The following is an 18,251-nucleotide window of genomic DNA, read 5'->3' as shown; positions in this document are numbered from 1 at the left end:
TATAGTTTTATTGTATTACCAGTCATCATTTACCTCATAACCCAATCCTTTTAACTCCCTACCAGCTATTACCTTGAAAACTAATTTTTGATAACTATTCCAACCTTGCCATTTTCCAACAAAATTAAATTTAGACTTGTCGTAATCTGGTTTCCAATTTGGTTTAATCATTTCTTTATTGTTTATCCCGTAAGAACTCCCAATAACTGGTGCACTCAAACATTTTTTTACAACAGCTTCATTATTATCTAAATTATAAAAATTTAATAAACCTTTTATACCTTCAAAAGAATCATTTAAACTTTCATATTTCATTTTTCTCAGATTATCGGTTTCTAAAATACTATTATATATAATAGCATTTCTTGACCAATCTCTTGTAGAATTTATAAAATTTCTTCCAGAAAAATAGTTCACTTTTTTCTTTATCTTATCTGAAATAGTATGCCAGTTTCTTTTATCATTGGAAGCTTTAATAGAAGATATTACGTTATCTCTTCCGTCACGGCAAAGTAAAACAATTTTAGAGTTAGGAAATGCCAACTGCCATAAATGCGTTTCTTGTACCCTTGGGGATTTTAAGAAAAGTGTTTTTTTTGGGTCAAGCTTAAACTTATTTAGTAAGAATTCTTGCCAAAGTTCCCCATATAATTTCATGAAATGAGGTAAATCTTCCTGCTTAACCCCCGAAGCAAAACTACGTTTGCTTATATTATAAAACACTTTATTCGTAATATACTCATCCCGAAAAAGATTGAATTCTCCCAAAGAGGTGTTTGGAGGTATGGTTTGTATATCTGGATGTTGCTTCAAAGTAGTACCTACAAAATTGGTCCCACTTCTTACTCGCAATCCTAATAGAATAATTACTTTCATCACTACTTATTATTTTTATAGTATTATGCAAAAAATAGGATCTAACTTTTATAAAACGCAACAAATTGTTGTTGCTGTTTTTTAATATTAAACTTTTCTATTACCCGGTTTTTCGCAAAACTGGTAATATTCTTTTTTTGTTCAGCTGGCATTTCTATAATCTCTATAATTTTTTGGGCTAATTTTTCACTGTTAAAATTTTCAACTAACCATCCTGTTTTTTGATCTATAATATTTTCGGGCAATCCTCCTGTATTAAAAGCTACACATAATTTGCCTAAAGCTTGTGCTTCTAATACCGCATTACAAAAGCCTTCATTTAAACTTGTTTGTATATACATATCGGCATCATAAAGAATTTCCAAGGTTTCTTGATGGCTTCTTTTTCCTAATAACTTTACGTTATTCGTTAGTCCTTTTTCATAAATATGGTATAGATAACGTTCCTCTTCTTCTGTGCTGCCCCCTCCAATCACTAACCATTCAAAATCAACTTGGGAAGCCTGCAAAAAACTGGCTGTTTCGATTAAGTTATCTATTCCCTTCATCCAATGTAGGCGTGCTATAGTAACAATTTTAAGAGGTTTAGAGTCCTTTTCTCTTTTTTTATGTTTGGGTAAATGATTTAATTTTACGGCAGGAGTGATGATGGAATACGGAGTAGTTTCTTGCAGACCTAAGCATCTTGCTTCTTCTAATAAATAATTTGAAATCGAGTGGACTTTACTCACATGCTTCCAGACTAGATGATAACAATCTGGATTTTTTTTTGGATACACATTAATATCAAAGCCTCTAAAACTTACCGCCATTTTTGCCCCTATCGCTTTGGCGATACATTCTCGCTCTAAAGCTAAGGTTCCAAATCCAAAATGTAACCAATCCAAATCTGCTTTTAAAATTGGCGCATTGATATAAGCTTTTTTAAGGAAACTCCATTTACTGACTCCATGTTTGTTTTCTAAAGAGTACCAATTCATCACTTTTTTAAAATACGGTAGTAACTCCATATATACCCTAAAAAACCAGAACAATTGAAGAATAGGATTAGAAGTGGTTTTAGAAAATCGCTCCACTTTGCAAGTGTTAAATCCAACATTATTATTCTGACAGAATAGAGTCACCTCAAATCCATTTTTCTGTAATCCTTCTATTTTTGAATTAAAAAAGATTTCTGAATAACCTGGTGGCTGGGATAAAACAATTCCTATCTTCATAAGTTTAACCTCTTCGTTCGTACAGTTCTACTTCAAAAGTATCTAAAATAGCATTGACTTTTTGCAATTCCTCTTTTTCTAGCTTTTTTATGCTTTGATTGGCGTCCCTTACCTCACTTTTGGGGTGAGCTTTACTTGAAGGTCTTTTATATTCACTTTCTATATGATGCACCGGTTCTAAATCAAAATTTTTACAAAGCTCTAAAAATACATTGATATCACTTCTTAAATCTTCGTGCTTTACGAGTTGTGATTTATATTGTCGGGGTCCTTGTATATTTAAAGGAATCATATTCTCTAAACACCACCGTATGGTCAATTGTTCCACCTCATCATATTTTCTATTTTCAACTAAGTTAAAACCAAATTTTTCTTGAACTAAGCCAACTAAGGCATGTTGAGATTTAAAATGATTTAAATCGTACAACCAGGGAAATTTGACGCGTTGTTGCGATTTTATGACATCATAAGGATTTCTGATAATATGAATAAGTGGTATTTCAAAGTGTTCATTGATATATTTAGCAGATAAATTGCAACGGACAAATTTAATGATATATTTTTTAGGAATAAATGGCCATAGGTGACGTTTATATTTACGATTACTGCTTTGGGCTATCCAATCACAATCTACTCTGTTAGCAAAAACCTGTTTTAAATAATGATTGGCTTCCTTATTATTATTTTCTTCCGTAAAGTATTGATCACAGAGTAATTTTCCTTTTTTAGTACGGGTTTCTTGTTCTGGTTCAAACAATAAACGGTAACGGTGCTGTTGGGCTATAGTTTCTGCCAACCAAGAAGTACCACTCCTGGCAGATCCCATCACAATTACATGTTTTTTATACACCATACTTATTTTGTTAACTGTAAATAAAGCTTTTCATAAGACTTTATTTCTTTATCTAAAGTAAAATTTTCTTCTATTAAAACCCTACCGCTTTCACCTAATTCTTTTCTCAGGTTAGAATCACTTAATAAAGGTCTTATTAATTGTAAGAAACCATCCATATCTAAAATATCAAAAACTTTAATACCTTCCCCTTTACTAGCAATGTAAGAAGTTCCTCCTCCCGAATCTGATGCCAATACTGGTACCTGACATGAGAGTGCTTCTAGTATAGATACCGGCAAACCCTCTTTCTTCGAAGGCAAAATAAAAACATCTATACCATTTAAAACCTTTGGCAAATTTTGATTAGAAACAAAACCTTTAAAATGAATGCGTTCTTCTAATTGATGACTACTTATAAAGTTTTTAAGCTGTTTAAAGTAATCTTGCTCTGTCTTTCCATATAAAAATAAATGAATATTTTTGGGTAAAAAGTTCATAGCTTCAAGCAAGAATAATTGATTTTTGTTTGAATTAATATTTCCAATACATCCTAATTTAATAATAGAACTGGCTTGGATTCTTTTCTTAGCATAAAATATATTTTCATTCACTCCGTGAGGTATAAAGCTAAGTTTATTATTGAATAAAAAATGATTAAAAAATTTAACCTTCATTTTGGGATGATCATAAGCTATGTGATTAGAGAGCAAAGTTTTTAAAAACCAGCGTTTAGACCAAGCATCATTTTTTTTAGTGTATAAATATGGGATAAAACTTAACCTCGCAGCCAAAGCTTCTAATGAAGTAGATTTATAATCCCACGAATGAATTATGTCAATTTTTAATTTTCTCAAGGTAGAAGACATAGAGAACACTTCTTGCCAAAAACCTTTTCCTTTTGGAAAAAATAAGAATCTGTCATCAGGAATAGCTGCTGGTTTTACATCAGGAAACTTTTCCACTGCGATATAAGGATCAAATATAGAGTAGTCAATTTCTTTATACAAGGAAAGTAAAACATATTGACTTCCTGCTGTTTTAAAGTTGGGTATCGTAAAAAGAACTTTTATTTTTTTAGCCTTCATGATTAAACTTTTTATTCCATACCGAAAGTGTTAACAACATACTTACAGGGTGAGAATAGTTGACCGAATCTTTTTCTTGAAATTTTTTATAGAAATTTTTTGTTACTTTTTCTGGAATGAAATTTTTTAAATCATTTTCAAATAAATAGGTCTGAAGCTGCTTTTCATTATCTTTTCCTAGAAATTGAAGTTCCCAATTCCGTTGTATATATTTTTTCTGCTGAATCTTATTTACCCCAGCTTTCAGCTTCCTACTTACTTTAAAAGGTAAATTATAAGGTATTTTATTATATTGGTAATTATTTAAATTGAAGGGTCGCTGATCTTCCCATGTAATTTTAGCTACTGCTGGATTCCTTTTTTGAATATAGGCAATCTGAAGTCTACGGTCCGCTAAATATTTTTCGGGTACTTTACAGATAAACTCACACATACGGTTATCATAATAAGGAACGCTAATTGGGTGCGCCTTTTCAAAAATAGAAAGATTTACCGAAGTCCAACGAGGTGCCCAAAATTGAGATTTAAAAGCGCGCATTTTTGCTCCTATGTGGTCAATATCTATTTGATTTAATAATTCTTGAATTCTACTTTCTAAATAATCTTGAAAATCACCCTCTAACCCCCAGCTGTTCCACAGCGCATTAGCAAACTCTAATCCTCCTTTCTTCACTACTTTTTTAACCACCAGTGGCACCAAATCTTCTTCAGTATAATTTTCTGAAGCCCCTTTATCAAAGAGTACATCTCCCCAATGTCCCAACGAAAACACACCTTTCATTTTATTAAATTCTGGCAAAACTGCCATTTGACGCGGATGAGTAAACTCAGAATAACAGCCGTTGATTTCAGCTAAGTCTTCAATGACATCCCATAAATAACCTTTAGGAATAAAAAACTCCTGAAACTTAAAATTACAGGCTTTGGCTATTCTCTTAGCTATACCACTTTCTGAATAGCCACCTGAAAAAGAATAACTATAAGAAGTGACTTCTTTTCCTAAATGTTTTAAAGCTACTGCTTGCGACCTGCTATCTAATCCTCCTGAAATTGGTAAAATTGCCTGTTGATTCCCAATCTGCTCTGCTATAATAGTTTCAAAGAGATGAGTAAATTTCTCTAAAACATCATTAAATTTCCGGTTGTGGTCTGGCTGGTAATGCCAATTAAAATAAGGTTCAGATGAAGTTAGCTTTCCCGTATCGTTTAGTTGATGGAAACTGGCAGGAGCTAATACATTTTGATTTTTCCAGTAATCATCTTTTTCCCAAAAAAAACCCGTAGCTGCAAATAAGCAAATTGCTTTATAGTCAATCCCTTTGGCGTTATCATTTTTCACCAAATAAGCTTGTACTGGAATAATGGGAGTAGTTATTTTTTTCACGTAGGCTAACGATATGGGTTGGGGGCTAAAACTATAAAAATTTACAGAATAACTAAAGTAATCAAACTTATATATGTAGGCTTTTGATAACTTCAGCAGGATTCCCTGCGATTACACAATTATCGGGTACATCTTTTACCACCACAGCCCCTGCTCCAATCACTACATTATTCCCTTTAGTAATTTCACATATGATGATCACATTGGCCCCTACTGTCACTTGGTCTCCAATCACCGGTACCAGCGTATTATCATTGTTTTTATTGCCTATCGTGAGTCCATTTCTAAACTGAAAATTCTCCCCTATACTTTTAGCGTTGATAACGCTAGCAAAAGGGTGATAACAATTAAGTCCTCCTCCAATTTTTGTATTTCCGAATATTTTACATAAGTAATCTTGTTTTATAAACCATGGTGCAAATGGGTGGTTTTTTTTCTTGATTCTCCAAAAAAATATAAAGGCAAATTCTGGATAATAAAGCATCAAATGCTCAAATTTTTTCTTTATCGTTTTCTTTTTTGCCTTACAACCCCTTGTTAAAAAGGTTTGTCCTATATCTTTTTGTATCATTTCATTATTTAAAACGTATTTTCTAGAGAAACTTGATAGAATTATCTTTTTTAAGCTAATTATTATTCGTGTGTAAAACCTTTTAAAACTTCTTTTGATTTTGTAATTTCAATGAAAGCTTTCTCTTTTCTACTTAAGATATTAAAAAATCTTGTTTTTTTTAAATCTTTTAATTTTTTTGAATCAAAAAATAAGTTTTCTTTATAATATTTTTTTAATTCTCGTTGGTTAAAATTAGGATCATTCACCAATTGAATGAACAATTGTTTGAAATTTTCAATAGCATTCCCGCTTAAAAAAACTGGAGGATGATCCTTAAAGTTTTTAAACTTCTTAATAAAATCTTCAAAATCATACATATGGTAATGCAACACATTTCCAGCATTTATTTTGACTACTTTTTTATTTTTTACTCCATGTTCATATCGATGAACATTTTTAGGTATCAAACCAGAATTTACACGAATAGCCGCCTTGCCCATCGTTTGTCCTAGCCAATAAGAAGTAGTTAGGTGGGTTTTAGTATAAGGGTTATAAATTTGATGATAAATTTGATCGAATTTAGATTTAAAAGATTTTTTCACCTTAAAAAGTGTTTCTTCTGCCATGACATTATCATACTTTTCTTGTCTAGCTATAATCTCTAAAGGTTCTAAATGTATTTGCTCAACTCCGTTTTCATTATAAGTTGTAAAAAACTCTTCTACAGATTGATAGCCCTTTTCATTAGTGATAAATAATTCATCTGCATCTAAGGAAATTAGCCAATCTATTCCAGCTGCTTTTGATTGTTCTAAAGCATCATAGGTATTTAAACACTGTCGTGCCGTATGGTGCTCTTGAGCATTAGAAGTGAATCTATCTAAATAATCTCTATCTTTATACTTTTCAGCTTGAACAGAGTCCTGTACTATCACTTTTGATATTTCTTTTACCTTTTCTTTCCCATGATCAGTAGTTCCGTCAAAATAAATAAAGATACAGTCTATTCCAATACCTAAATGATACTGTATGTTCTGTAGAAGTAAACGTTCCTCATTTTTTACAGTCATTACTACGGCTACCTTCATGTTGTATTTTTTGTTGTGTGATAAAGATTTATCATATTGGTAATCATTTTTGTTTCGCTATGCTGTTGTTCTACTTTTTTACGTGCCGCAATACATACATTTTTTATTTGAAATTCTTTTAAACTTATAAAAGTTTTTATTTGTGCAGCTAAAGCTTGAGGATCTCGTATAGGAACAACCCAACCTTCAATGTCATGAGCAATCAACTCTTCCATGCCTCCACAGTTGGTACTAATCACAGGTACACCTAAGGCCATGGCTTCCACCGCTACATTAGCAATTCCTTCTTCCAAACTGGGTAATAAAAATAAAGAAGCATTTTTCATTCTATTAAAAACTTCTTCCTGTTCTAATTTTGAAGTAAGCTTTACTTTATCTTGTAAGTTAAATTCCTGAATTAAATAAGTGAGTTCTTCATCTCCAAAAGCGCCTACAATGATATATTCAAAATCTAGTTGTTGTTCTGCTAAAATTCTCATCGTCTCAAGCGCATAAGTATATCCTTTTATCCAATGCGGCCTTCCTACAGAGATGATTCTAAGTTTATCTGTTTGCTTAGATGATTTTATCGCAGGAAATTTAGAAAAATCTAATCCCGTATACACTACTTCATCGATATGAGATCTAGGTATCCCTATCTTTTTACCTTTTTTAGAAATTGCTTTGGATACTGAATGGATTCCACTAAGTTTTGGATACCATTCTTGAAGGTAATTTTTATTATCAGAGTTTATAAACGGACGTACATTGGTATGAAAACCACGCTGACTTAGAATTATAGGGTAAGTTTTATGAGTTAAATAAGGTTCTAACCAAGGTAAAACAGAATTCCATTGAGCGTGAATGACATCTGGGTTTATTTTTTTTAACTGAAGTTGCAAATTTTGTTCTTGAAGCTTTTTTCTTTTCCCTGATAAAATCCGTGTCAACGTATTTAAAATAATAGGAATACTAAATGTTTGTAAAGCCAATTGGATGCTTGTATAGCTAAGCTTTAACTTAGAATTGTTATCACCTAAAGAAACATACTTGACACGAGATATGGGCTCTTTTAAATTTTCATTAAACCCCAATACATAGACCTGATGTTCTTTTTGCAACCCCAAAATCAGCCTTCTGATAAACGCAGTAGTTTGGAAGGTTCCATCAAAAATAACAATATGGAGTTTGCTTTTGCCCATTATAATTTATAATAGGTGGTATACCAAGCCACAAATTCTTTAATTCCTTTTTCTACAGAAGTGGTAGGTTGATAATTAAAGTCTTTTTGTAATTTAGTTGTATCTGCCCAAGTGGTCAATACATCACCGGGTTGCATGGGATACATTTCTTTGATCGCTTTCTTTTTTGTAGTTTTTTCTATAGCTGAAATAAAGTCTTTTAAAGCCACAGGGTTTGAGTTTCCTATATTATAAATCTCATATAAGCTAGCATGAGGTAGATCATGTTCGATCGTCTTGGTAACTCCTTCGATAATATCATCAATATAAGTAAAATCACGAGACAGGTTTCCTTTATTGAACACCTTGATAGGTCGGTTATTTATAATCGCATCGGTAAATAAAAAGATAGCCATATCAGGTCTTCCCCAAGGTCCATACACCGTAAAAAAACGTAAACCAATGCACTGAATACGATATAAATGACTATAAGTGTACGCTAATAACTCATTTGCTTTTTTACTGGCCGCATATACACTAATAGGCTCGTCTACGCTATCGGTTTCCATAAATGGAACCTTATTACTATTACCATAAACGCTAGAGCTACTAGCAAAAACCATTTTTTTTACTTGATGGTGACGCATACATTCTAACACATTTAAAAAGCCGCTAATGTTGGAGTCTGCATAAACCTCTGGATTTTCAATACTATAACGAACACCTGCCTGTGCAGCTAAATTACAGACCTGATCAAATTGATATTTTTGAAACAGCTTAGGTAAATGGACACGATCTTCTAATTTTAACTGAATAAACTCAAAGTCAGCATATTTTGTAGAAGAACAAGTTTGATTATAATACGAGGCTTCTTGTCGCTCAATGCCTAATTCTTGTAATCGATCAAACTTTAGGCTCACATCATAATAATTATTTAAGTTATCTAAACCGATTACTGCATAGCCTAAACTTAAAAGTTTTTTACAAAGGTGAAATCCGATAAAACCGGCAGCGCCTGTAACGAGAATTTTTTTCATAAAACACTAACTATTAACTTTTATTTTTTTTTAATAATTTATTTTTTTATAAAATGAATTAATATTTGTAGCTATATTTTTCCAATCATACTTTAACGCTTGTAATCTAGCCTCTTCAGACAATAGGTCACATCTGTCAGAGTCTTCCAGTAAGTTCAAAGCTAATTGTATGAATTCATCTTTATCTGACAACAAAAAACCACCTCTATTATTAAGGTAAGCTTGATTTCCTCCTACATTTGATGTTAAAACAGGTAAACCACAAGCCAAAGCCTCTAAAATAGAATTACACGCAGTACTATCTAACAAAGGCAAATATAAAAAAGTAGCCTTTTGGTAAAATGTTCTAAGTTGATTATCTACAATTCCAGAATGAATGCGAATTCGGTTTGAGTTAGGAAGTTTAATTTTTTCTTTATATTCCTTTTTTAAAATAATATCAATGGAAGCATCCTTATCTTCTGCTAATATGATCGGTAATGTAGTATTCAACATTTCAAAATCTCTCAAATGCTGTCCTACAAACAGCATATTTTTAGAATGTTTTTCCTTATTCAAAGGATGAAAGAATCTTGTATCAATCCCATGAGGTATATAGTTTACATGTTCTATGCCTAACCAATCTTTAAGAAAATCTACTTGATTTTCCCCTACACATATAGCTCCATCTAGTTTCTTGAGATAACTTGTTTCTTTTATAATCTTTCTTAAAACTTCTGGAGGCTTATGAAAAGTAGCACAAAATTTTAGTTGTTTATTTTCTTTTTTATATTTTAATAAGTACCTAATATCTCGTTCTCCATTTAGGTAGTGAACAATTGTTTTTTCTTTCCTAGAAGATTTTTTTAAATGAAAAAATAGCTCCATTTCTTTTTGAACACTTTGTGAATCATAGAGACCAGCTTTAGTAGTACTCATTTCTCCTAGCCATTTTGCAAAACGATACGGAAGTTTAGTTTCTCCCTGAACAACATCAGGATCGTCTAAAAAATCAATAAGACGAGCATAACCCGAATAATGGGCATGATGCGATGAACGGTGGTGTACTATTATTTTTTTCAAGCTTTAGAGTTTACAAATTAGAATTCATAAGTGTTAAAATACGTTTTACATTTTTTTCTGGACTAATATGAGTTTCAAAATAAGCTCGAGCATTTTCTGATAGCTTTTCACCTAATATCGAGTTAGATAATACGGACTTAATATTTGTAATGAGTTCTTCGTCTGAATGAAAATACAGAAGATGTTTTCCATGTTCTAATAACACAGGAAGTTCTGTGGTTAAAGGCTCTGCTATAATTATTTTTCCTTGAGACAAATATTCAGGCATTTTCCAAGCTGGAGAATTAGCTAGACCTCTAGTATATATAACAATTTTAGCAGATTTAAGTACATTTAAATAACTTTCTGGATCACTAGGCACATTAGAAATAGCATCTTTAAATTTATCTAAAAAAAACTCTGACTTTATAAAACCTCCTTTAAATTTATCCGGAAATTCTTTCCTAAGTAATTTAATAATATGGTAACGCTGTTGATGAATATCTATAACGTCCTGCTGGTTCTCTTTAAAACAACGAGTTTGAAATAAAATAATATCTTTATTAGCTGGTTCAAATGACTTGAATCTCGATAAATTTCGTGTTGTTTTAATAAAATTCCAATGTTTTTTTTGACTTCGATAGGTTTTCAGCCAACGCTGAAACAAAAAACGATTTAACTTAGTTTGTATTCTTAAGTTACTTCCTAAAATCCCCAACAAAAAGGGAAGCCAAGTATTTTGGTACTTAGATCGCACACCAAAACACAATCCTAATGGAAAAATCTTAGATTGTAGAGTCTTTGGTAATTTATCTACAAACTTACTATCATAACTACGTTTAAACACATAATCGCAGGTCTCTAATGCATGTTTAGAAAATTGATCTGCAAAATCATATAAATCTGTAGCAAAAAGAAGCTCTTTCTTTGATTTTAAATCCATAAACTTATAAAAAGAAGTTTTAGGGTGTGATTTACTATTAATTTGAAGAATGCCTTGCTCTACAAAATATCTCCCTAATCTTTTGTCCGTATTTAGTTCAACATGTACCTCTATAAAACCTTCTGCTTCAAGTTCATACAAACCTGTTTGAATATAGGAAGAATGGTTCAGTTCTTGAGGTGTATAAATAATAATTTTATAGTCAGCCATTTATCCTATCTACTTTATAGCGTCTTGTACAGATGATTTTAAAACTTCATAAGTTTTATCCATACTATAATTCTCAATTATTTTTTTTCTTGCAGCTTTAGAAAAGTCTTCCGCTTTAGAAATATCTTGAAAATAATTAGAAACTGTATTCGCATAATTTTTTAACGTACATAACATACCATTCTTGGCGTGATCTATAATTTCTTCTGGGCCCCCTGACCCCTCCATTGCGACTACAGGTGTACCACACGCCATCGCTTCTACCATGACCATACCAAATGACTCATGAGTACTTGGTAATAATAACAAATGAGCGCTTTGAAAATAATTAGGTAGTTCATCGTGTTCCTTATGGCCTAAAAAACTAATGTTTTTCTCTAACGAATACTTTTTCACTAACCCTTTTAATTCTTGTAAATATTCTTTTGAACTCACGGGTCCTATAATATTTAAAAAAACATTGGTTAATCCAGAAGACTTGAGTTTTTTTACTGCTTCTATAGCTAAATGTACTTGCTTTAGAGGTGTTATTCTACCTACATATAACAATTTTGGTGATGTGTAATTCTTATTTTTTTCTTTTAGTGAAAATTTTTCCGTGTTCACGCCTAGAGGGAACACACGTATATCTTTCCCTTTAAACATGTTCATCGTTTGCATTTGTTGCCTCTGTAAGTGAGTATGGACTAAAATATGATGAGCTTTTTGGTAATATTCTAAATTTGCAGGAGTATTACTATAATGCTGCCCGCCTAACATTGGGACATAAGGTTTTTGTTGCTTGCACAACTCTTTTGCTAACTTATGGCAAAATGAACTTGCGTGAGCAGACATATTAATAATAGTTACATCTGGAGCCGAACCTTTATAACTTTTAAAACATTTTTTGGAGCTTTGCTTTTTCCATTTTTTATGATTACCATTCCATTGAAAGCTTACAGGATAAAATTTATAATTTACATTTTCAAAAGTATACTTATACAGGCTAAATTTTGGAGTAAAGTATTCTAGATTCATTTCATATTTAAACTCCTTCGCTAATTGCTCCATAGCTTTTAGATGTGGTTGACTATGGTAGGTAGCCACACTTTTTTCTACTACTCCAGCAGCTTTAGGAGTAAACGGATGTAAAAGTGAGATCTTCAAATTATGTATTATTTAATTTTCGTTTAACTCTTTTCAATAAACTTTTAAATTTTAATTTTTGTTTTCTCCTTTTCTCTTTCATATAATACCCATAAAAAACATTTGCAAAATTACGCCACATCTTTTGTGCACTTGTATGTAATTGATAATGCATTCCATTAAACGAAATATAAAAGCGTTGTGGATCATCTTTATAACAAACTTCTGAATACCTCATTGTCCGTTTCCAATTAATAAAATGGAGATACATTACTTCTTCTTGAGTAATATTATTTATAAGTTTTCCTTCTTGCCATCTCCATTTATCTAAATAATATTCTTGATGAGAGTCAATTCCATGTTCTTGATTACATAAAATAGAATTCCAACAAATTTTTAAGGATAATAATTTAAATTCAGAGTTTTCTTTTAAACTTTTTGTAAAAACTTTTTCGTCAGTCCTCTGTAATTTAGGGTGTTCAAACAAGGCCTGATAATTAGGTATTTTACGATAAAGCGTATTGAGTTTATTTGAGTTTTTAAATAAACTAAAATGTCCTGATATAGCTTCCTTACGAGATGATATAATATCATATTTGCTTAATATATCTGTATTCATAAAATTACGAATATCCCCCCATATGATATCCATATCACAAAAACCCCAAAAATCATAACCTTCTACTTCTTTTGAAAAGATATGAGCATATGCAGGTTTTAATTCACAAAACTTTCTTGGTATTAATGGTACGTCACAGTCAACTACTCTATTGACCTTTTTGTTTAAGGTTTTCAAATCAATTTTTAAAAACTTTATATTTTCAGGATGATTTTTCGGAACAGCACAGTCGGTAGGACATAACCAATCAATAGATGGATTGTTCTTAATTGACACCATGTGAGCATCAAACCAAGGAGGCCATTCACCAAAATAAGGGATAATTAATAAAATTTTTTTCATTATTTTTTTGGTTTCATTCTATCAAACCCTCTTTTTGAGATAAGATTATAACACATCCATAAAAGCATAGACAATGTTTTCTTTTTGTAACAGAATTTAAAAAAATTAAAATTCTGTAATAGAAAAATCAATTTATTTTTTTTTACTGCTGATTTATAACTCTTCCTTCCTATATATCTTGCTCTTTCAGTTATATCCTTATCTGACAAATAATTTTCTAGAAATTTTTTTGCAATAGATAAAATTGAATTTTGAAATTTTTTTATTCCAGAAGATGTTTGTTTAGAAATAGAATCATCTGTTTCTCTATAGTATAAAAGAAAAGATGTTAGATAACAATATTTTATGGACTGTACCATTACACGAGAAAAAAATTCATACTCTTGCATTTTAAATATACTTTCATCAAAACGATGATTACCAATTATATCTCTTCGTAATAACACATCACCAGTTATAAGCATTTTATCTCCTAAAATATAATTTTTATAGAAATTTTTAGATTCAAAAATTTCTAATTCTAAAATATCTCCTGTCCAATCTTCTATATCTTTTGTGTGCTTGGAAGCAATAAATTGAACATCATGTTCTTGGGACAAATTAATTTTCTTCTCTATTGATTCGGGGTGTATTAAATCATCTGAATCAAACCACTTTACATATTCTCCCTTACTTAATTTATATCCATAATTACGTGCACCATTTCCTCCAGATAAATGTTCTTCTGGTCGGAGATGATATTGTATCCTAGCATCTTTTTCTAAATAATTCTGCATTACTACATCAGTACCATCTTTACTTCCATCATCTACCACAATACACTCCCAATTTTCATAGGTTTGTGCTATAATAGAATCTAAGGTTTCTCCTATTAAATGAGCACGGTTATAAGTAGGAATAATGATAGAAACTAAAGGTTCTTTCTGATTCATCTGCCGAAATTAACTAGATTACAATAATACGGATTTTGAAAGCAATAAAAGATTAAAGTTTACGTGTAGAAATAAAATAAAAGTTGTTTTTTGAAAATAAAGCAACACTACAAGTAATCCAATCATTGTTCTTAAAAATACTATATTATTAGTAAAGGTAAATCTGAAATTTTATTGAACCGCTCCAAAGTATAATTAAGAGCTAATGTTTATATATCCAATATAGCCAATTACTTTTCAATAAAATTTTCAATCGATATCGCGAACGAAGCACGGGGTTGTACCTCATATATAACAAATTAAATTTAATATAATATTTAAAACTACATTTACAAGATATGCTTTTCATGCAGTCACGGCTAGTTTTAATTTGTTTTTGATAAAAATGAGTATATAAATTTGCATCTTGCTTATAGTAATCCATTAAATATTTATTGAATGTCATTCTAGCATATATACGCTTACTTTGATCTATTTTACTCCAAATACCGCCTTTATGAACCCTATACGCAGCGGATTCTATTTCTTCTAAATATTTTCCTTTTCCGTGACTTCCCAATAAACTTATTAAAAAAGTATCTCCATTTAATACTTTGGGAAAGGAAGCAGGAAACTCTTTTACTACATTACGAAAAACCATACTAAGAGTTAATATAAATGCTCCTTTTTTCAATTCTACCCTCGAGTAATCCCGATCCTTTTGTAATTTGGGAAGCTTTTTCTGTTGAATTGCATTCCCTTTCTCATCAATTATTTTAGAATTATGACAACAAATTGCATATTCTGGATTTTCTTCTAAAAAATCCACCTGCTTTTGTAATTTCAATGGATCCGTCCAATAATCATCTCCTTCACAGATCGCTATATATTCACCTCTAGAATGATATAAATTATACAAAAAACTAAACCGCCCTGTGGGACGATCATCTATTTTAATATTATTCGCGCGATGATGTAAAAACAATCTTATTTGGTTAGGATATTTTTCAGCATATTCTTTACATATCTCTCGTGTGCCATCATTAGAATTATCTTCTCCCAATAAAATTTCAAATAAAAAGTTGGTTTGCTGATGTAATATTCCATCTAAACATGCTCTAATGTAATTAGCATGTTGATAGGTTTGCACGCAAATAGATACCTTTGGAGTTGATGTAACTGCATGAGGGTATGCTTGCACCTTTACCTTTTCATATTTTGATTTAAAGACTTTTAAATCCATTGAAAAATTTGATTTAAACGTTGAAAATCTTCATCTGCTTCAATTTCTTCGATAATAAAACTAGGCAGCGCCTTTTTCCATTGATCATCATTTTTCTTTTGCTTAAAAACGGAATAAGCATCTTTACCTTCTTTCTGAGAAGATATATTTAAAAAATTTAGAGTTTGTTGAGTTAATTCTAGGTTGGAAAAATTAAAAAGCTTTTCAACGGTTGCAACCTTATTTAGTAACAAATCATTGTAGTCAAGAAGATAAAAACGTTCAGGATACTTTTTTTTTAACTTAAGGTATAAAAAAGCGGCTTCTTTCCATTTATTATAACCATTAAATTCTTCAGGTTGAGCTAAATTTTTCTTAGGAGCATCTCTCCATTCTTCATCTACTTTCCAATTCAGCTCTTTTTTGAATTCTTTAGGAGCATTCAACCAAGAGTTAATCACGGCAAAAGGGTTTCGTATCAATCCAATTACCTTGATATTTTTATCTTTATATAAAAGATTTTCTAATATATGATGATATCGTACTTCTTTATAAACAATATGGGATGTTCTAGACTTTTGAAATTGTAGAATTGAGTTATTTTTTTTAGCTACTGCTTGTAACACAAATTGATCATCGGTGCATTGAATGTCTTTAAAGAAATTGTCTATTTCTTCAATATTTGAATTCTCTGTTAGTTGGTCCTTATGAGTATATGAGAACAAGGGCTGAAAACGATATACTACGTGTAAAGATGAATCAAAAATACTTCCAAGCCAACTTGAACCCGAACGCGGTACGCTATGTATAGCTATCCTTCTCATATTAAAGAAAAATTAGTAAGCATTTTAATTATATCCTCTTTACTATTAAACATTAATATATCTATCATAGATAATCCTTTCACGAACTCACTTCCAAATTGTTCATAAGCATTAAGATTAGGTTTTAAAAAATGTAATTTTATGCCTTCTCTTCTAAACTCTTCTTTGCTATACAATTCTTTACCACCCAAAGCATTAATATAAGTAGTTGCTTTTAAGTGGTGATTGATAGAAATTAACTTTTGTGTTCGTTCTTGTTCTTTTGTTTCTGAAAATGTTTCAGAAGAAATCATAAACTTTTTATTTAATTCTAAATAATTCGAAACTTCAATAATACTATGTATGGCTAAATTTGATATGTTAGATAGAGGAGCTGAAAATACATTTGAAATGAGAGGAAACACCTCTTTAAAATAAGGTGCCTTAGTATAACTCTGTTCAATTTTCCTTAAAAACTTTTTTTTCCATTGAGGATATAAAGTAACATTTATTTCTACTTGATTAATCTGTTTAAAAGAACTTGCTTTTTTTAATGGAACGGTGAATAAATTAGCTTCATGATTAACCAATATTTGATTTCGATTGATCCAACCTTGCTTAATAAAATTGACATCATCATAAAAAACAAATACATCTACAGCTTTTATCAGTTGAAAATAACCTATATAAGGAAATAGGTAAGGTTGCATAACCGCCAAAGTCATATTACAAGTGTTTGTTGATTATAGAAATTATTTTTCTTTGATCTTCTTTTTTTAAACTATCATATAGAGGTAAGCATAAAATTGTTTTGGATATTTGATCAGAAATTGGCATAGCATCACTTTTTACGTAATCCAATCGATGTAAACTCGGGTAAAAATATCTGCGAGGAAAAATCTTGTTTTCGTTTAAAGCTTTCTCTGTTTGTAATAAATCTTTTTCTGTATTAAAGATAATAGGATAATAACTATAATTCCACTCTGTATGATCTCTTAATTTTAATTTACTTATCGTTCCTAAATTTAAATGTTGATCATAGAAATCACAAATTACTTTACGTTTGGCAATTATTTTTTCTATATAAGGTAAAACACTTAAGCCCATGGCCGCTTGTAACTCATTCATTTTAGCATTAATTCCTAAGCCATGGTATTCCAAGGGACCATTATGTCCAAAATTATGACGATAAAAAAGTTGTTGAAACGTTTCTTGATTCTGTACAAAAGCAGCTCCTCCTTCTCCTGTATGAAATAATTTAGTAGCATGAAAACTACAAGTACTAACATCCCCATAGTTGAACACCGATTGCCCTTTGTATTCAACACCAAAACAATGAGCCGCATCATAAATAACCTTAAGGTGGTATCTTTTAGCTATTTTTTCAATTTCTTCTATCGCACACGGATTTCCAAAAACATGGGTAGCTAAAATCGCCGTTGTTTGAGTTGTTATTGCAGCTTCTATTTTGGTTTCATCAATACTTAAAAATTCTGGATGAATATCTACAAAGACAGGACTACATTTCTCCCATACAATACTTGATGTAGTAGCGACATAACTAAAAGGTGTAGTTATTATTTCTCCCTGTTTCCCTAATGCATTTAAGGCAATTTGGAGAGGCAAGGTTCCATTAGTCATGGGGAGAATATGTCTTACCTTAAGGTAGTCGGTAAGTCGACTAGATAATTCTTTATACAGTTCTCCATTATTAGTCAACCATTTATTTTCCCAAATACGTTCTAGGTAGCTTTTGTACTCTTTTAAAGGTGGAAAAAAAGTTTTAGTTACGTATATCAT

General features: G+C 30.9%; 18 protein-coding genes. All 18 read right to left on the bottom strand.

Annotation, left to right across the window (positions count from 1 at the left end; translation table 11 throughout):
* Positions 1–15 precede the first annotated feature (15 nt).
* The 18 genes from LX95_RS10935 to LX95_RS10850 all read right to left on the bottom strand — a co-directional run bounded on the left by LX95_RS10935 (position 16) and on the right by LX95_RS10850 (position 18,251).
* Entirely contained in the window at positions 16–876 is an 861-nt protein-coding gene (locus LX95_RS10935; protein WP_111541501.1) for a sulfotransferase, read from the bottom strand.
* A gap of 41 nt (positions 877–917) precedes the next feature.
* Positions 918–2,093 carry a glycosyltransferase family 4 protein gene (locus LX95_RS10930; RefSeq protein ID WP_111541500.1) on the bottom strand — a complete coding sequence of 392 codons (1,176 nt, stop codon included), beginning with the start codon at positions 2,091–2,093 and terminating at the stop codon, positions 918–920.
* A 4-nt stretch (positions 2,094–2,097) separates the two neighbouring features.
* Positions 2,098–2,946 carry a sulfotransferase family protein gene (locus LX95_RS10925; protein ID WP_111541499.1) on the bottom strand — a complete coding sequence of 283 codons (849 nt, stop codon included), beginning with the start codon at positions 2,944–2,946 and terminating at the stop codon, positions 2,098–2,100.
* Positions 2,947–2,948: 2 nt separating this feature from the next.
* Entirely contained in the window at positions 2,949–4,013 is a 1,065-nt protein-coding gene (locus LX95_RS10920) for a glycosyltransferase family 4 protein (protein ID WP_111541498.1), read from the bottom strand.
* Positions 4,003–5,397, bottom strand: a complete 1,395-nt coding sequence (locus LX95_RS10915; RefSeq protein ID WP_111541497.1) for an asparagine synthase-related protein — start codon at positions 5,395–5,397, stop codon at positions 4,003–4,005. The genes LX95_RS10920 and LX95_RS10915 overlap by 11 nt, the downstream gene beginning before the upstream one ends.
* A 67-nt stretch (positions 5,398–5,464) precedes the next feature.
* The gene (locus LX95_RS14835) at positions 5,465–5,968 is read right to left on the bottom strand and encodes a serine acetyltransferase (protein WP_146240781.1); all 504 of its coding nucleotides are present in this window, start codon (positions 5,966–5,968) and stop codon (positions 5,465–5,467) included.
* Between the two features lie 62 nt (positions 5,969–6,030).
* Complete coding sequence (locus LX95_RS10905; protein ID WP_111541495.1) at positions 6,031–7,038, bottom strand: glycosyltransferase family 2 protein; 1,008 nt, start codon at positions 7,036–7,038, stop codon at positions 6,031–6,033.
* Positions 7,035–8,219 (bottom strand): glycosyltransferase family 4 protein, encoded by a 1,185-nt coding sequence (locus LX95_RS10900; protein ID WP_111541494.1) that lies wholly within the window; start codon positions 8,217–8,219, stop codon positions 7,035–7,037. The genes LX95_RS10905 and LX95_RS10900 overlap by 4 nt, the downstream gene beginning before the upstream one ends.
* Positions 8,219–9,235: a GDP-mannose 4,6-dehydratase gene (locus LX95_RS10895; protein ID WP_111541493.1), complete on the bottom strand. Its 1,017-nt coding sequence runs from the start codon at positions 9,233–9,235 to the stop codon at positions 8,219–8,221. Before LX95_RS10895 ends, LX95_RS10900 begins: the two co-directional genes overlap by 1 nt.
* 30 nt (positions 9,236–9,265) lie before the next feature.
* Positions 9,266–10,297 (bottom strand): glycosyltransferase family 4 protein, encoded by a 1,032-nt coding sequence (locus LX95_RS10890; RefSeq protein WP_111541492.1) that lies wholly within the window; start codon positions 10,295–10,297, stop codon positions 9,266–9,268.
* Positions 10,298–10,307: 10 nt separating this feature from the next.
* Positions 10,308–11,429 (bottom strand): glycosyltransferase, encoded by a 1,122-nt coding sequence (locus tag LX95_RS10885; RefSeq protein WP_111541491.1) that lies wholly within the window; start codon positions 11,427–11,429, stop codon positions 10,308–10,310.
* Between the two features lie 9 nt (positions 11,430–11,438).
* A complete protein-coding gene (locus LX95_RS10880) occupies positions 11,439–12,575 on the bottom strand; it encodes a glycosyltransferase family 4 protein (protein WP_111541490.1) in 1,137 nt (378 codons plus the stop codon).
* Position 12,576: 1 nt separating this feature from the next.
* A complete protein-coding gene (locus LX95_RS10875; protein ID WP_111541489.1) occupies positions 12,577–13,515 on the bottom strand; it encodes a DUF6625 family protein in 939 nt (312 codons plus the stop codon).
* Entirely contained in the window at positions 13,515–14,447 is a 933-nt protein-coding gene (locus tag LX95_RS10870; RefSeq protein WP_111541488.1) for a glycosyltransferase family 2 protein, read from the bottom strand. Before LX95_RS10870 ends, LX95_RS10875 begins: the two co-directional genes overlap by 1 nt.
* A 202-nt stretch (positions 14,448–14,649) precedes the next feature.
* Positions 14,650–15,669, bottom strand: coding sequence for a glycosyltransferase family 2 protein (locus tag LX95_RS10865; RefSeq protein ID WP_111541487.1), 1,020 nt, complete (start codon positions 15,667–15,669; stop codon positions 14,650–14,652).
* Positions 15,660–16,472, bottom strand: coding sequence for a sulfotransferase domain-containing protein (locus tag LX95_RS10860; protein ID WP_111541486.1), 813 nt, complete (start codon positions 16,470–16,472; stop codon positions 15,660–15,662). The genes LX95_RS10865 and LX95_RS10860 overlap by 10 nt, the downstream gene beginning before the upstream one ends.
* Complete coding sequence (locus LX95_RS10855; RefSeq protein ID WP_111541485.1) at positions 16,469–17,176, bottom strand: WbqC family protein; 708 nt, start codon at positions 17,174–17,176, stop codon at positions 16,469–16,471. The genes LX95_RS10860 and LX95_RS10855 overlap by 4 nt, the downstream gene beginning before the upstream one ends.
* Before the next feature lies 1 nt (position 17,177).
* Positions 17,178–18,251 (bottom strand): DegT/DnrJ/EryC1/StrS family aminotransferase, encoded by a 1,074-nt coding sequence (locus LX95_RS10850; RefSeq protein ID WP_111541484.1) that lies wholly within the window; start codon positions 18,249–18,251, stop codon positions 17,178–17,180.

The sequence above is a fragment of the Mesonia algae genome (genome assembly GCF_003253545.1).
Lineage (GTDB): Bacteria > Bacteroidota > Bacteroidia > Flavobacteriales > Flavobacteriaceae > Mesonia > Mesonia algae.
The sequence above is the reverse complement of the archived record's forward strand: the minus strand, read 5'-3'. Positions and strand labels throughout refer to the sequence as shown.

Bases quoted from the DNA above. Each gene is read 5' to 3' on its own strand.
- LX95_RS10935 (WP_111541501.1), bottom strand. From the start codon at position 876: ATGAAAGTAATTATTCTATTAGGATTGCGAGTAAGAAGTGGGACCAAT.
- LX95_RS10930 (WP_111541500.1), bottom strand. From the start codon at position 2,093: ATGAAGATAGGAATTGTTTTATCCCAGCCACCAGGTTATTCAGAAATC.
- LX95_RS10925 (WP_111541499.1), bottom strand. From the start codon at position 2,946: ATGGTGTATAAAAAACATGTAATTGTGATGGGATCTGCCAGGAGTGGT.
- LX95_RS10920 (WP_111541498.1), bottom strand. From the start codon at position 4,013: ATGAAGGCTAAAAAAATAAAAGTTCTTTTTACGATACCCAACTTTAAA.
- LX95_RS14835 (WP_146240781.1), bottom strand. From the start codon at position 5,968: ATGATACAAAAAGATATAGGACAAACCTTTTTAACAAGGGGTTGTAAG.
- LX95_RS10905 (WP_111541495.1), bottom strand. From the start codon at position 7,038: ATGAAGGTAGCCGTAGTAATGACTGTAAAAAATGAGGAACGTTTACTT.
- LX95_RS10900 (WP_111541494.1), bottom strand. From the start codon at position 8,219: ATGGGCAAAAGCAAACTCCATATTGTTATTTTTGATGGAACCTTCCAA.
- LX95_RS10895 (WP_111541493.1), bottom strand. From the start codon at position 9,235: ATGAAAAAAATTCTCGTTACAGGCGCTGCCGGTTTTATCGGATTTCAC.
- LX95_RS10885 (WP_111541491.1), bottom strand. From the start codon at position 11,429: ATGGCTGACTATAAAATTATTATTTATACACCTCAAGAACTGAACCAT.
- LX95_RS10875 (WP_111541489.1), bottom strand. From the start codon at position 13,515: ATGAAAAAAATTTTATTAATTATCCCTTATTTTGGTGAATGGCCTCCT.
- LX95_RS10870 (WP_111541488.1), bottom strand. From the start codon at position 14,447: ATGAATCAGAAAGAACCTTTAGTTTCTATCATTATTCCTACTTATAAC.
- LX95_RS10865 (WP_111541487.1), bottom strand. From the start codon at position 15,669: ATGGATTTAAAAGTCTTTAAATCAAAATATGAAAAGGTAAAGGTGCAA.
- LX95_RS10860 (WP_111541486.1), bottom strand. From the start codon at position 16,472: ATGAGAAGGATAGCTATACATAGCGTACCGCGTTCGGGTTCAAGTTGG.
- LX95_RS10855 (WP_111541485.1), bottom strand. From the start codon at position 17,176: ATGACTTTGGCGGTTATGCAACCTTACCTATTTCCTTATATAGGTTAT.
- LX95_RS10850 (WP_111541484.1), bottom strand. From the start codon at position 18,251: ATGATATACGTAACTAAAACTTTTTTTCCACCTTTAAAAGAGTACAAA.